Annotated in this window: 12 protein-coding genes; 8 read left to right on the forward strand and 4 right to left on the reverse strand. The window is 37.5% G+C overall.

Annotation, left to right across the window (positions count from 1 at the left end):
• Positions 1 to 1,003 (reverse strand): RNA-guided endonuclease InsQ/TnpB family protein (locus WAZ07_RS04080; protein WP_336471429.1); only part of this gene is annotated, 1,003 nt, incomplete at its 3' end.
• Between the two features lie 251 nt (positions 1,004 to 1,254).
• Between WAZ07_RS04080 and WAZ07_RS04085 the strand changes: the two genes are divergently transcribed.
• The 4 genes from WAZ07_RS04085 to WAZ07_RS04100 all read left to right on the forward strand — a co-directional run bounded on the left by WAZ07_RS04085 (position 1,255) and on the right by WAZ07_RS04100 (position 6,061).
• Complete coding sequence (locus tag WAZ07_RS04085) at positions 1,255 to 2,367, forward strand: hypothetical protein (protein WP_336471430.1); 1,113 nt, start codon at positions 1,255 to 1,257, stop codon at positions 2,365 to 2,367.
• A 727-nt stretch (positions 2,368 to 3,094) separates the two neighbouring features.
• Positions 3,095 to 3,805, forward strand: coding sequence for a response regulator transcription factor (locus tag WAZ07_RS04090; protein ID WP_336471431.1), 711 nt, complete (start codon positions 3,095 to 3,097; stop codon positions 3,803 to 3,805).
• Between the two features lie 4 nt (positions 3,806 to 3,809).
• Positions 3,810 to 4,880 carry a sensor histidine kinase gene (locus WAZ07_RS04095; protein WP_336471432.1) on the forward strand — a complete coding sequence of 357 codons (1,071 nt, stop codon included), beginning with the start codon at positions 3,810 to 3,812 and terminating at the stop codon, positions 4,878 to 4,880.
• Between the two features lie 83 nt (positions 4,881 to 4,963).
• Positions 4,964 to 6,061 (forward strand): hypothetical protein, encoded by a 1,098-nt coding sequence (locus WAZ07_RS04100; RefSeq protein ID WP_336471433.1) that lies wholly within the window; start codon positions 4,964 to 4,966, stop codon positions 6,059 to 6,061.
• 563 nt (positions 6,062 to 6,624) lie between these two features.
• Here the strand turns inward: WAZ07_RS04100 and WAZ07_RS04105 are convergent.
• The 3 genes from WAZ07_RS04105 to WAZ07_RS04115 all read right to left on the reverse strand — a co-directional run bounded on the left by WAZ07_RS04105 (position 6,625) and on the right by WAZ07_RS04115 (position 11,827).
• Complete coding sequence (locus tag WAZ07_RS04105; protein WP_336471434.1) at positions 6,625 to 7,455, reverse strand: hypothetical protein; 831 nt, start codon at positions 7,453 to 7,455, stop codon at positions 6,625 to 6,627.
• A gap of 144 nt (positions 7,456 to 7,599) precedes the next feature.
• Positions 7,600 to 8,862, reverse strand: a complete 1,263-nt coding sequence (gene odhB, locus WAZ07_RS04110) for a 2-oxoglutarate dehydrogenase complex dihydrolipoyllysine-residue succinyltransferase (RefSeq protein ID WP_336471435.1) — start codon at positions 8,860 to 8,862, stop codon at positions 7,600 to 7,602.
• Positions 8,863 to 8,971: 109 nt separating this feature from the next.
• Complete coding sequence (locus WAZ07_RS04115; RefSeq protein ID WP_336471436.1) at positions 8,972 to 11,827, reverse strand: 2-oxoglutarate dehydrogenase E1 component; 2,856 nt, start codon at positions 11,825 to 11,827, stop codon at positions 8,972 to 8,974.
• A 745-nt stretch (positions 11,828 to 12,572) separates the two neighbouring features.
• Here WAZ07_RS04115 and WAZ07_RS04120 point away from each other — a divergent pair.
• The 4 genes from WAZ07_RS04120 (at position 12,573) to WAZ07_RS04135 (ending at position 14,280) form a co-directional block, all read left to right on the forward strand.
• A complete protein-coding gene (locus WAZ07_RS04120) occupies positions 12,573 to 13,022 on the forward strand; it encodes a CDI toxin immunity protein (RefSeq protein ID WP_336471437.1) in 450 nt (149 codons plus the stop codon).
• Positions 13,023 to 13,052: 30 nt separating this feature from the next.
• Positions 13,053 to 13,355 (forward strand): hypothetical protein, encoded by a 303-nt coding sequence (locus WAZ07_RS04125; protein WP_336471438.1) that lies wholly within the window; start codon positions 13,053 to 13,055, stop codon positions 13,353 to 13,355.
• 66 nt (positions 13,356 to 13,421) lie between these two features.
• The gene (locus WAZ07_RS04130; RefSeq protein ID WP_336471439.1) at positions 13,422 to 13,628 is read left to right on the forward strand and encodes a hypothetical protein; all 207 of its coding nucleotides are present in this window, start codon (positions 13,422 to 13,424) and stop codon (positions 13,626 to 13,628) included.
• Positions 13,606 to 14,280 (forward strand): hypothetical protein, encoded by a 675-nt coding sequence (locus WAZ07_RS04135; protein WP_336471440.1) that lies wholly within the window; start codon positions 13,606 to 13,608, stop codon positions 14,278 to 14,280. Before WAZ07_RS04130 ends, WAZ07_RS04135 begins: the two co-directional genes overlap by 23 nt.
• The last annotated feature ends 41 nt before the right edge of the window (positions 14,281 to 14,321 follow it).

Below are 14,321 nucleotides of genomic sequence, written 5' to 3' on the forward strand. Positions count from 1 at the left end.
CAATGGCATGATAATCATTGGTTATCTGATTACTTTTCTTGTGTAGAAAATCTTTTCTTTGGTTTTTTGCTTTTGTTGTTACTTTTTGATATTCTTTCACTTGCTTTTCATAATTTTTACTATATACGATATTTCCTGTTTCATCTGTTTTTGCATTGTTCTTTTTGCGTGCTAAGGATTTATTTATTCTTCGTTGCCTTTTTTCTATGATTTTGTTATACCGACTGTACTGAGCTATTCGTCCTTCGCTATCTACATACAATTCGCTTTGACTGTAATCTAGTCCAATTACTTCGTCAGCAGTCACTAATTCTACTTGATTTTCATTTGGACAAAAATAATCAACAGAAAGAGAAACAACATATTTTGTTCCTTCTCGCTTAATTGTTGCTTTTTTAATAATTCCATCAATCGGTAATTCTCGATGTAGATGAATAGAAATACCTTCTTGAAACTTTGGAATACATAAAAAATAAGAACCGTTTTCTTGTGTGATTTTTATGTTTCCGTTAGTTTGATTCGTAGTATAGCTTAATTTTCCCTGTTTTTTACTATGGAATTTAGGCATACCTTTTATATCTTTCAACGTAGGAACATAACCGATTGTTTGCATCTTTTTACGAACTGACTTTTTATATTGAATAGGTTGTTTCGCGTAGGTTTCATTATATTTTTTAATGGCTGCCTGAAATCTCATTTTTGCGTCATTATAAACAAAAGAATCATTACTTTTATCTAAGTAATCATATTTGGCCGTGATCGTTGTATAATTCGGAACTTTATAACGAATACATCCACTTTCAAAACCGATAGATTCTAAATATTCATACAAACCAGAGACATATTCGTTATACACTTTTCGTTCACATCCAAACGATTTTTCTAATTTCGTTACTTGTTCAGGTGTGGGAAAAATAGCGTATCGAAATGCATAGGTAGACCATCCATCCGGTAACGACTTTTTTGTTCCTTTTATATGTACACCCTCTTTTGTGGTTGCCATATACTTTCTCCTTTCTTTCTTATTTTCATATTTATTATATCGCATAGCCTCAAAAGTACATACAAAGAACATATGTAGGCGATCACCTACCGAAAATTCATCCCCCACCTAATCGCCGGGCTACGCACTTCTCGCTCCTTGGGGAAGGGGAATATGTTAAAAAGTGTAGATATTAATAGTAAACCCTAGAAGTGGCAGAGTATTAGACTTGTTCGGGGGTCATTTGCTACATTTAGGAAGAGGTGAAACGAATGCATAGAATGTTGATAGATAGAGCTAGCGGGAAAACTTGGAGTATTCAAAGAAACGATAGCATACTTGCCACTTCGACTGGGGGCAGAAAACCCCGGGAGAAGCAGTTTGACAATGCTGAGCAGGCAGCCAAGCAGATGGAGAAGGAAATTTGGCAGAGACTGAAGAAAGGAATGATCTATCATAATTTGGAGGTATCGGCAGGAGAACCGGTGTTGCAGTTATATTTGGGAAAGGGATACACAGGGTTTCTTCCTTTTGTCCCTATACCAGGAACTAATTCATCGTATGTTGGATATGTTATTGGTCAGTTTCAGCGAGAAGAGATTTATTTAATAGACGAGTACGGAGGGAAACAGGTCGTTTTTGAGCTTGGAGAAAATCATCTTGTATACGATATGTACTATTGTCCTTATGCGGGTGAGTTGGTATTGAATGATTGTCATTCGATAAGAGGATATGAGGTGGAAAGCCGGAAGCTTAAGCTTTATTCGGAACCACTGTATACTGAATTAGCGGTAGGGAATACGCTGTCCTTATCCGGTGATAGAGTACTCTGGTATCATGATTCCAAGCTTATTGTGTACGATCTTATAAAGGAAAAGGTGGTCTGCCAGATAGCAGTAAATTGCGAGGTGTATGGAGGGCACAGTACACAGCTATGTGCTGCGCTGTCGCATAGCGGAGATAAGTTCGCTTATTGTACGAATAGTAGGGAAGTAAAAGTATATGATATTGCCTCTGGTCAAGAAGTAGTACTGCCCAAATCTATCCATGCTATGACAACAAGGATAATCTTCTCTCCGGATGATCATCTTTTGTTTACTCAGGAGCAATACGGGCATTGGAATTTACTTGTATATGATTGGCAGGCTAAGGAGAAATGCGAGGATTGGCAGATAGGTGAGACTAGGAGTTGTGCGATTCATGTGGGAAAAGGACTGGTAGCTGCTTATGATAGAGGGAAGGTACGACTGTATGAACTTGTAACAAAACGGCTTGTAGCAACAATCGTGATTGAGCATGTGGTGAAGTCTTGCAATATAGAATTCACTGAGGACTATTTGGCTGTTTATACAGATTATGGTTGTTTTAGTCTTTATGCATTGTAGGGAAAAGACTTCATCTTGCCGAAGTTTTTGCGAGGTGAAGCTACGTGCCAAATTTAGCATCTAGCATAGGATTTGTATGAAAACTAGAATAAATTTCTTACGTTAGAATGCCATTTAATCCGTATGCAACTTATTCAACGATAGGGTGCAATTGTAGACCAACGCTAATATTAGTCTAAAAAGTAGACACAACAAACTGCTTTTCTACATTGAGTCAAACTTTATTTTAAATTCGCATTTTTCGTATAACGTATAATTTTTTGATATAGTAGCATTGCTATTAACCTAACAAGAATAAACTAACTCAAAACGATAAAAATTGAGCAATTTGCACAAAATTTTTGTTGTGGATAATGATGAATTCTTGACTTGATGAGTATGGGGTGCTGGGGAATATTTCTATAAAATGAATGAAGAGAATAAAATATAAAGTCTTCATGGTAGTTCAAAAAGGAAATCTGGACAACTTAATTGACTTACGGCGGGAACTAAGAGACGAACTTTTGGGTAAAGAAGAGTGTTATCAGTGGACTTACCATAAAGGTGCGGTGAAATTTACTGACACTATAGTATGAAATTAGGAATGTTATATTTTAATAGATTCCAAATTTATTTTATGTGAATTCACTCTTTGGGAAGGTGATTATCATTATTAAGCTATCGAAAATCGCGCAAAATCTCGAAGATCCAATTTTTATTATGTCTTATTACAAAGGTGGTTGGAATCATGCGGAATGAAGCGATATTAGTGGTTGATGACGAGGAAGGCATTCTGATTATGCTTGAGAATCTTCTTCGAAAAGAAGGATATATCCATGTTACTAAAGCCAGTTCCGCTGCTGAGGCGCTCATGGCTGTTCGAACAACACGCTTTGATATAATTGTTCTTGATGTCATGCTTCCTGATATGGACGGATTTTCTTTGTGTATGGAGTTACGCAAGACCATAAGAACCCCTATTCTATTTCTTAGCGCTCGTTCCAGTGATTTGGATAAGTTACAGGGTCTGTATTTAGGCGGGGACGATTATGTAACTAAACCGTTCAATCCGATGGAAGTTATCGCACGAATTCAGGCGCATTTGAGGCGGAGCACTCTCTATGCGTCTGATGTTGTAAGCGCTGAGGATTTGTATCAGTATCATACTTTTTCGGTTAGCCGTACTACCGGACAACTTATTGTTAACAATGTGGATACTCCTTGTCCGGCCAAAGAACTTGAACTACTTCTCTATTTTTGTAAACATCCAAATCAGGTATTTACCGCCCAGCAATTATATGAGCAAGTGTGGGGGACAATGGTGCAAGGGGATGAGAAAACAGTCGTTATCCACATCTCTAGACTCAGAAAGAAGCTTGAAGCTGATCCGTCCAACCCTAAGTTGATTGTTACGCTAAGAGGAATTGGGTATAAATTTGTTCCACCTACGGGAGGTTAGAACAATGAACTTTATGCTTCGCATAGCATTGCAACTGCTAATGGCTTTCTTTTTTCTGTTTGTTTGTATTCATATAATTGTTATTGGAACAGCCTGGCTTTTTTGGCCACAAACAATCACGGATGGAAACAGTTCAGATATCTTTACAATTTATGTATTGGTGGTGTGCGCCCTACTTTTTCTTCTGACCTTGCTTCTGATTGGGTGGTATCTTGGGAAGCCGCTTTATTTCATTATTGTTTGGATTAGACGTTTGGCAAACGGTCAATATGATTTTCCCATGCACTGGGATGAGATCCACTCTCGCAAAAGCGGAACGTTGAAATTTCCATATGCAGTCTATAAGGAAGTGTTCGAGCATTTACGGATGCTTGGGAACACACTCCAAAAAAATGAAAAAGAGTTGCGGGAGTCGGAACAAGCGAAACAAGAATGGATTCGAGGGATATCGCATGATTTAAAAACACCATTAACCTACATATCCTGTTATTCCAGCATGCTGATAAATATGAAATATCAATGGAGTGAAACGGAACAGAGGGAATTCTTGTCTATCATTCAACAGAAGTCAGCTCACCTGAAAGAAATGGTGCAGGATCTCAATGAAACGATTCAGGGCCAGATTCCTCTAAAGGTCGAGGAAGTGGATATCGTCGAACTTGTACGCAGAGCGATGGCGGATGTCAGTAGTGCACCTTGGGCGACCGGTCATCTGTTCATGATGGATTCGGAGCCAGAACAAACTTTTATAACTTGCGATCCAAAGCTTTTGACACGCGCTATTCGTAATTTACTTGTTAATGCCGTCGTTCATAATCCAGAAGGCACCGAGATTGCAATTTGTATTTCGCAGCTTTATGACCGGATGGTGGAAATCCAGATTAAAGATAACGGGATTGGATTTAGTGAGTCGTTTGTTAAAAGTGATGCAGTAATAATACCCTCCGAACGCTCGGGCTTGGGATTGTCCATTGCGAGGCAACTAATCGAAGCCCATGGCGGAAAATTAATCGTCATCAGTAAGACGAATGAAGGGACTTCTTTGTCGATTAGGTTGTTATTGGCGCAAATTTAAGGTGAAGTTAATCGTCTGTTTACCTCCTGTTTACTAGCGTACCATATACTAAAAGAAATATCATATAAGGAGTTGTGATCTTCATGGAACCTGTAAACTTGAATACTGCATCTCATTCCAAGATGACTGGTGCGAAACATGCATTGTTTCGCTGGTGGAGGCGTTGGCCAGAATGGGTTCGATATGCGGCACTCATTTGGACACTCATTTATGGTACGCTAGGGATGTATTGGTCACTTGGAGGCTTAGGTTTTCCATTAGGCTTGATGAACGATCCGAATGCGTTAAATTCATTTTTTAAACATGTTACAGCTACTGATGCAGGGCCAGTCATTGCTATTCTTTGTTTTTTTGGTGTGGTAGTGCTTTTTATGTTCAAGTTCAAAGTGCGTGGTTTTATCCGAACGATTCTAATTTTTTATGCTTGGAGCGTCGCGATGATTCTTTGCTTTATAATCACGGATACCCGTCCAATTATGTTAGTAGCCTATGCTCCTATTTGCTTGATTGGGACTCTTTTCGGGCTATCGTTACATTATTTCGATCACATCACATGGCCGGTGGTAAACCAATTTATTTGTCTTGTAGGAGGAGTGCTATGGGCAGCGACGGCCTTGTCATTTCAACGACAATCCAGAGATGCTTGCAGACATTGTGGGCATAAAAACGGCATGAGGCGTTGGATGGCTTCTAATTCTATGGCGCGCTGGGGAAGATTAGCAACTTATGTTGCGATCTTTGCCCCTGCTTATTACGATATTACCCGTATTGCATGGCTGTTTGGAATACCTCTAGGAGTTACAAAGGAATTATTTCAAAGTCTTCAAGAGTCAGGGGCTGTATGGGCCGGGGCGGGCCTAGCTTTGGTATCGATTAGTGGAGCCTTTCTTACTCGCGGACTTATAAAGCCGTGGGGAGAAATCTTTCCTCGTTGGATTCCGTTTTTGGCTGGGAAGCGCGTACATCCTGCTCTGGCCATCGTTCCTGCTGGATTTGTCTCCATACTGTTAATCGCCGCTGGTATTCAGATCGTCCTTAATTTCTCTTTTAGCAGTGATTTTCAGAACTGGGGAGCATCAACGCCTCTCTTGTTATTTCCAATTTGGGGAATCGCGTTGGGAGTGGCTACAATTTTCTATTATTACCAAAGGAAGGAGCGCTGTAATTACTGCGGTCTATAGGAGAGGACTTCATTAACGATGAATGCTAACATATTAAGCATTGTACCTGTAACTTTGTAAATCCGCAAAATCCTCATACTACTCCAATAACTAACTTTACTGTTGTTTATTTTGAGAAAAGATTAGCTAAAGTATAAAAATACTCACTCGATTGTTTTTTTGTGTAAAAAAGAGCCTTGTTCTATACGAAGAAAATGAATAGTAACGCAAATATACTACTAGCATTCTTGTAAGAAAAAATGGTTAAATCCTATTTTCTTCTCAACAACATGACATTTTTATTTCTCAACATGATAATCATCATTTATATGATAATATAAAAACTGTAGTTCCCTTAATCACCGTTCCTGTAACATCAATATGTAGAGGAGCAAACCCTCATTTAGAGGGTTTGTTTTATAAAACACATAAAAATTTCACGTACTATATTTGTTGTGAAATTTTTATTTTGACAAATATACTTATGGGTGCCACCGTCTGCTCAAGTCATAAAAACGCTATCCTGGGGCAATAAAAAAGCAATTAGAGTACATCCAGATAGATGCAGAGAAGTGTGTGAATCTCTAGATGTATTTACGTTTTATCTGATAAAGAGTATAGCTGATGGCAAGCGTGATGCAAGAAAATAAAATAGCAATGCTAGAAAAAGCGAGTAAGTAAGCATTATACTTCGCTATATTTGCGATAATTGCATGACTATCAAAATGAAGAATGCCTCCTATAACGTTGAAGAGAAATAGGAATAAGAAGATCGTAATCAGTCCATCTAATGCACCTTGTATGTCTGGCTTACTTAAGGCAATATGCGTAGAGATACAAATTGCCAAGATAAGAAAGATCCAAAAGTAAGGGTTTAATAGATTACTAATCGTAAAAATGCTTTTCAATAATAGGATTGAAGATAAACCAGTATGTTTGATCATATCACTCATAGCGCCGCTTGGCTGAATATTTGTTTCGATACCATTCATAAATACTGAGTATGAGTGGGGGATAAGACAATACATGAAGCCAACTAGCGCTGCAATTCCTGAAAAAATAGGGGCAACACCGATGAAAAAATTACCTATTTTTTGATATATACTTTTAGGGTTGTATTCGTGCTGCACATATCCTAAATACCCGTTACTTGTATTCGTTGGAAACCACTGAATACCCACGATTTTATGCCCGAATAAGACGCACATAAATGCATGTCCAAATTCGTGAATGGGTGTTCCAATCCATGAAGTGAAGAGGAAGCCATTTCTTCCGAAAGCTCTTGTCCAATATGTTCGCGAACGATTTTCTAAATATCCTAATACAAATCCAACTAAGACAATATATCCTACTAATGAAGCTAACTGTATAAAGGTTGTAATAAGTATAGTAAAAAAGAAGTTTCCTAATTCCATTTTGTCACCTTATCTATATGTGATTTTATAAATAGTAGATTACATGAATTCCTTAGCATCAGTCTACCATTATTTTTGTTATGGAAATAGAAATGAAGAAAACCCTCTTGCATTTGCAAGAGGGCTCTTCAATTTATAAAAGGATCAACCTTCTAATAATAATGATTTTGGATCTTCAAGCATTTCTTTAACCGCAACTAGGAAGCTAACAGCCTCTTTTCCGTCTACGATACGGTGATCGTAAGAAAGGGCGATGTACATCATTGGACGGTTTTCCATGCGCTCTGCATCGATTGCAACAGGGCGTAATTGGATTTTATGCATACCAAGGATACCTACTTGTGGGCTGTTTAGGATTGGTGTTGACATAAGAGAACCGAACACGCCACCGTTTGTAATTGTAAATGTACCACCTTGTAGTTCTTTTAATGTAAGTTTGTTATCACGAGCTTTTTTACCAAGATTACTAATTTCGCTCTCAATTTCAGCGAAGTTTAATTGGTTTGCATCACGTACAACAGGAACAACTAATCCATCTGGAGCTGCTACAGCGATTCCGATATCGTAGAATTTCTTAATGATAAGTTCATCACCTTGAATTTCAGCATTTAATAATGGGAATTGTTTTAATGCTGCTACAACTGCTTTTGTGAAGAATGACATGAAGCCAAGACGAGCACCATGTTTCTTTTCGAACGCATCTTTACGTTCTTTACGTAACTCCATGATAGCTGTCATATCAACTTCGTTAAATGTTGTTAACATTGCAGATGTTTGTTGAACTTCTACAAGACGTTTTGCAATTGTTTGACGGCGGCGGGACATTTTTACGCGCTCAACTGGTTTTTCAAACTCAGTAGTTGCAGCTGGTTTTGGACTTTGTTTTTCTTGTTTTGGCTCTGCTTTTGGCTCTGCTTTTGGCGCAGTAGCATGTGCTTGAACATCATGTGGTCTAACGCGGCCAAGTGGATCAGTGCTGCGTACTTCGTTTAAGTCGATTCCTAATTCACGTGCCATTTTTCTAGCAGCAGGTGATGCGATAGGACGATCTGTATTTGGAAGACCTTGCATCGGTGCTTTAGTTGGCGCGGCAGTTGGAGCCTCAGCTTTTGGTGCTTCCGCAACTTCTTGTTTTGGTTCTGCTGGAGCAGGTGTACTTACTGCTGCCGCTGCATTTGCATCTAAAACTGCGATAACATCGCCAATTTCAACTGTATCTCCAGGTTCTCCTAGTAATTGTGATACAATACCTGAATCTTCTGCAATGATTTCTACATTGACTTTATCTGTTTCAAGCTCAACAACGCTTGCGCCTTTCTCAACTTTGTCGCCTACGTTGATCAGCCATTGTGAAATAGTTCCTTCTGTAATAGATTCTGCAAGCTCAGGTACTTTAATTTCGATCATTTTAAATGTCCTCCCCTATTTTGCCTAACAATTGATTTAATATGGTTATATAAATAATCTTCTCTAACCGTGAATGGGGGAGACCCCCATTCACATGAAGTTAACAGTATTACTTATTGTGAACAAATTCTTGTTCTTGTTGTAGCTTGAAATTGATATTAAGAGTTTGATTAATAATCAATTCTTGTTCTTTTCTATGAACATGAGGATCGCCGCCTGATGGACTTGAACGGTCCGGACGTCCAATATAGTTCGCTTTTACTTTGTCAGAAGCAAGTTCGAATAGAATTGGTGCAACATAATGCCATGCGCCCATATTTCTTGGTTCTTCCTGTACCCATACGATTTCTTCCAAGTTTTCAAAACGCTCAGCGATCGCTTGGATTTTCTCAGTAGGGAATGGATATAACTGTTCAACGCGAACGATATGCACTTCATCTAGCGTATGTTCTTTCTTGTTCGATTCAACATCTACTGCTAAATCGATTGCCATCTTACCTGTAGTTAATACAAGACGCTTCACTTTACTTGTTTCTGTTCCAAGGTTCGGTTGCTCTACAACTGTTTGGAAGCTACCTTCACTTAACTCAGAAGCAGGTGAAGATGTAAGTGGATGACGTAACAAGCTCTTTGGCGTCATAATTACTAATGGTCTTACATAATCAGTTCCAAGACTTGCTGCTTGGCGGCGCAGGATATGGAAATATTGCGCTGCACTTGTTAAGTTGGCAACTGTCCAGTTATTCTCTGCAGCAAGCTGTAAGAAACGTTCTGGACGAGCGCTGGAATGCTCAGGACCTTGCCCTTCATAACCATGAGGAAGGAGTAAAACAAGTCCGGATTTTTGACCCCATTTTGCTCTTCCTGCTGAAACGAATTGATCAAATAATGCTTGCGCTGTATTAGAGAAGTCTCCGTATTGTGCTTCCCACATTGTCAATGTTTCAGGAGAAAATACGTTATAGCCATACTCAAACCCTACAACAGCAGCTTCAGAAAGCGGACTATTATGAACCGCGAAAGAAGCGCGTGCTTGTGGCAAGCGATGCATTGGTGAATATGTTTCGTTTGTTTCTGTATCATGTAATACAACATGGCGCTGTGCGAATGTACCACGCTCTGAATCCTGTCCTGTCAGACGAATTGGCGTACCGTCTTGTAAAATCGAAGCAAACGCTAACGCTTCGGCATTTGCCCATTCTAGTTTACCGCCATCTTTAAATGCGCTCTCACGACGTTCAAGGATTTTCTTTAATTTTGGATATACATTAAAACCTTCTGGCCACTGTAGAAGACTCGTATTTAATTCTTCAAGTGTTTCTAATGGAACACCTGTCATCATTTTTGGAATTCCATTTGCAACTACTTCTGGAACTTCAACATTAGCAGTTACTTCTTTTTTATCTGAAGAAACTTGATTATATTCAGCTTTCAAATGCTCTTGTATAAATTGCGTAATTGTTTCTACTTCTTCAGCATTTAAAATGCCTTTCGCCTGTAACTCTTCAGCATATAAAGCTCTTACAGTAGGATGCTTGCTAACCTTTTTGTATACTTTCGGTTGTGTAACTGCTGGATCATCCATTTCGTTATGACCAAATCGGCGATATCCGATTAAGTCAATTAGGAAATCCTTTTTGAACAGCGTACGGTATTGGAAAGCAAGAGTAGCTGCAATCAGACAAGCTTCAGGATCATCAGCATTTACGTGTACAATCGGAATATCAAAGCCTTTCGCAAGGTCACTTGAATATCTTGTAGAACGAGAATCATAACTATCAGTTGTGAATCCGACTGCGTTATTAGCGATAACATGAATCGTTCCGCCTGTTTGATAACCTTTCAGTCTGCTTAAATTCAGTGTCTCAGGTACAATACCTTGACCAGGGAACGCTGCATCACCGTGTACTAAAATTGCGAAAGATTTAGAAACATCTTGCTTTGGATAACCTGCTTGTTCGCGATTTTCCTGAGCAGCACGTGCAAATCCTTCTACAACTGGATCTACAAATTCAAGGTGACTTGGGTTATTTGCTAAAGTAACTCGTGTAAGAGCGTCTTCAGATCCAACCAATTGCTCTTTACCTAAGTGATACTTCACATCGCCAGTCCAGCCGATATTGTTCTTATCTTTATCTTGCATTGGTGCTGAATGTTTAAATTCAGTAAACATGTGACTATATGGTTTTTCTAATGTATGAGCAAGTACGCTAAGACGTCCGCGGTGAGCCATCCCGATCATAATATCTTTTACGCCGCCCTTAGCGCCTTCAGAAATCATTTCATCAAGCATAGGAACTAGCATATCAACGCCTTCGATAGAAAAGCGTTTTTGACCAACAAATGTCTTATGCAAAAATTGTTCGAAACCTTCGACCGCTGTCAATCGTTTTAAAACAGCAATTCGTTTCTCGTTTGATAGTGGATGATACAAAGAAGATGATTCCACCATTTGTTGTAACCATGCACGTTCTTCACTATCTTGAACATGAGCGAACTCATAAGCTAAAGATTTTGAATAAACATCTTTTAATCTATTAACAGCATCAAACGCTGTTTGAACATCCGCAGGTGCATCTGCCCAAACCATTTTTGCTGAAATCGCTTTCAAATCATGTTCACTTAGTCCATCTAAAGAAAACTGCCCATCCACTTTTTCTTCCAGCGGATTAATATGTGCAGAAAGGTGACCATATGAACGGATATTTTCTAAAACCTTGGCAGCTTTTAGAACTTTTTCTATATCTGTATTGTTTTGAGAAGAAAAATGAGAGCCGCTAGTAGTCTCCTCTGTAAAATCTGCATAAAAAGGAGGAGCACCCCATCTTGCAAAAAGCTCTTCTAACTCTGGATCAACAGAACCTTCCCCGGCTACATAACGATCGTACTGTTCAATGACATAGCCAAGGTTAGGACCATGGAACTTAGCCCAAGGGCTGTTTGTATTTGTATTCTTCCTCGTCATTTGACAAAACCTCCTACTCGTTAGAACCAGTAACGAGTGCAATTCATTTTATACTCTTATGTTATTACGATAATTTACATAATACAAAACGTTATTACTTATCTGTTTTGTAAAAAAACATTCACAATTACTTATCACCCAGCGGATTTCTTCGTATTATCAAGGGATTTTACAGTAAAATACTAAATATAGTATGGTAAATTAAACCTAGGGATAAAATGGTGATAGAAAAAATAGGTTAAAAATAGTTGAAAATTTGCGAATATTCAAGTGGTAACGTTCCAAATTATGTATATTAAAATAATAAGCGCTTTCAAAAATATTATACAACAATATAACAAAGTATAATAGAGAAAATGGCGAATTTGTGAATTTTTTGTTAAATTTTTGTTAACTAAAAGATGAAAAGTAATAGAAGAGGGAAATATGATTGATAGATGTAAGTAGAATGATAGAAATGATATAAAGATATAAAAGATTATCTCCTACTATATTTTATATATTCTTGCTAACGAGTTATTGATACTATTTTAATTAAGTATCCGCGTTATTTATTTAAAAGCTGGGATACGAACAAAAAGTTACACATTATGGACCGAGACTATATAGTTTCTTATTGATTGCAATATCATATTGGGTGTTCTTTTTGCAACTGACGAGGTAGTTTAGTAGAGTGAGTCTTAATGATAGAATTCGTTTAAAGAAGCAGTGGTTATAAAACAATTACAAAGTATGGAGATATACCATGAAAGTCAATCAAAGAAAGAAAAGATTAGAATATTTACTGGAACAACATAAGATGAGGCAACAAAAAGATTACGGTGCTTTATTTGATGAATGTTTGATATCTCTTGGAAATAATGTAACGATTTTTTCAAAAGAAAGAAGTATAGAATTATACTCGACATTTCAAGATAAAGTTCCTTTTACTCAGTACGCTCGGATTGATTGGAGTAAAATTAACAACACCAAAAATATTAATCATGTAATGGAGTTTGCACACATTTTAAAGCAAGAATATGTTTATATTTATTGGAGTTACGGCACCTTCCCTGTACTAAGAGTACAAATTGATAAGGTAATAAAGGTTTTCCATGATGTAACAGCAGTGAGTGCGGATACGTATCTTTATGTTCCTAATAAATATGTAATTGAGATTTATCATGAAGGTGAGATGAAAATAGGTTTTTTATAATCTTCTGTTGTTTAAATAAGGGTGAGTTAATTGAAGAAAAAAGTAAGACAAATTATAGAAGAACGCAAAACAGTTCATCTTGAAAATAGCTTTTTAATTGAAAAACATTGGAAAGAACTTGCGGACTTATTAAGTAAAGATATTGAATGTACGATTAAGTTCCTCGATAGTGCTTCAGAAGAAGAAGTAGAATGGATTAGCGAAGTATTTGAAGATATAAATTGTGGTACGAAGAATAAAGAGTATGTGGCCTGTTTGAAACGTTTAGTAAAAAAATTCCCCAATTCAACAATAAAACCTTCTGTTGAAATAGCGGAAAAAATGATGCTTTAAATAAAAGCACATTATATAGTTGTTAAGAAGCCTATTTAATAAAACCTGTTTCTATCTGAAAATTTGATGAAAGAAGGAGCAACTACTGTAGGAGCAGTGATTCTGACTGTTGTAGCAGCTGGATTTGCTGTTTTCACAGAAGGTGTGAAATGGGATGTTGATTTAGATGGTGAAGATGATAGCATTAAGGATATGATGAAAACGAGTGCGAAAAATGCTTGGTCAACAATAGTGGGGTGGTTTAAAGAACATGAAAAAAAGTATGGATTTTAATAAGAAAGCCTTTGCACATTATATGGCTGTTTATCCTGTAAATGAAATAAGAGTCCACGTAATTGGCCTGGTCCTTTTGGGGGCAGACGTGTTTGTTCTTTTGCCTGCTTTCGCGAATCCTTTTCGATTACTCTATGTATATATAGTAACTCCTCCAGTTGTTTTTTTAAATTTGTGGGCGATATGGATTGCTATCAATCCTCGGAAACGACAATTACAATACACTCTATTTCGAGGAGTATATGGCATCATATGTTCAGTCGGATTATTGGTTATAACTCAAAAATATGCATATGAAGTGTTACAATTACAAACGCCAATCTATTTTATTTTTTCAGTTGGTTTGTATAGTTTTGCTTTGTATCATTTTTATAAAAATCATATTAAAAAACTTCAGGAACCAAGAAAGAAATTAAATGTATGGAAAAAAGAGACTGGTAGTGTAAAAGTAGCAGCTTTTGCAGTAGGATTTGGACAGTTAATTGCTAATATAATTCTTAGCATTGCAACACAACAGATGGGAGCAATTGTATTTATGTGTGTATGCACAGTGCTTTCGTTTGTTTTCTTTTATATGATTATAGAACTCCATAAGTATTATTATTTACAGAAGCATATAGAAGGTGGGGGAAAAATACGTATAGGCTTTTAAAGAGAATTTGTTGAAAGCGCATTCCTCTTATAGTCGATTAA

The organism is Bacillus bruguierae (assembly GCF_037104725.1).
GTDB classification, from domain to species: Bacteria; Bacillota; Bacilli; order Bacillales; family Bacillaceae_G; genus Bacillus_A; species Bacillus_A bruguierae.

Coding starts and splice junctions, on each gene's coding strand:
- WAZ07_RS04085 (WP_336471430.1), top strand. CDS start 1,255: ATGCATAGAATGTTGATAGATAGAGCTAGCGGGAAAACTTGGAGTATT.
- WAZ07_RS04090 (WP_336471431.1), top strand. CDS start 3,095: ATGCGGAATGAAGCGATATTAGTGGTTGATGACGAGGAAGGCATTCTG.
- WAZ07_RS04095 (WP_336471432.1), top strand. CDS start 3,810: ATGAACTTTATGCTTCGCATAGCATTGCAACTGCTAATGGCTTTCTTT.
- WAZ07_RS04100 (WP_336471433.1), top strand. CDS start 4,964: ATGGAACCTGTAAACTTGAATACTGCATCTCATTCCAAGATGACTGGT.
- WAZ07_RS04105 (WP_336471434.1), bottom strand. CDS start 7,455: ATGGAATTAGGAAACTTCTTTTTTACTATACTTATTACAACCTTTATA.
- odhB (WP_336471435.1), bottom strand. CDS start 8,862: ATGATCGAAATTAAAGTACCTGAGCTTGCAGAATCTATTACAGAAGGA.
- WAZ07_RS04115 (WP_336471436.1), bottom strand. CDS start 11,827: ATGACGAGGAAGAATACAAATACAAACAGCCCTTGGGCTAAGTTCCAT.
- WAZ07_RS04120 (WP_336471437.1), top strand. CDS start 12,573: ATGAAAGTCAATCAAAGAAAGAAAAGATTAGAATATTTACTGGAACAA.
- WAZ07_RS04130 (WP_336471439.1), top strand. CDS start 13,422: ATGAAAGAAGGAGCAACTACTGTAGGAGCAGTGATTCTGACTGTTGTA.
- WAZ07_RS04135 (WP_336471440.1), top strand. CDS start 13,606: ATGAAAAAAAGTATGGATTTTAATAAGAAAGCCTTTGCACATTATATG.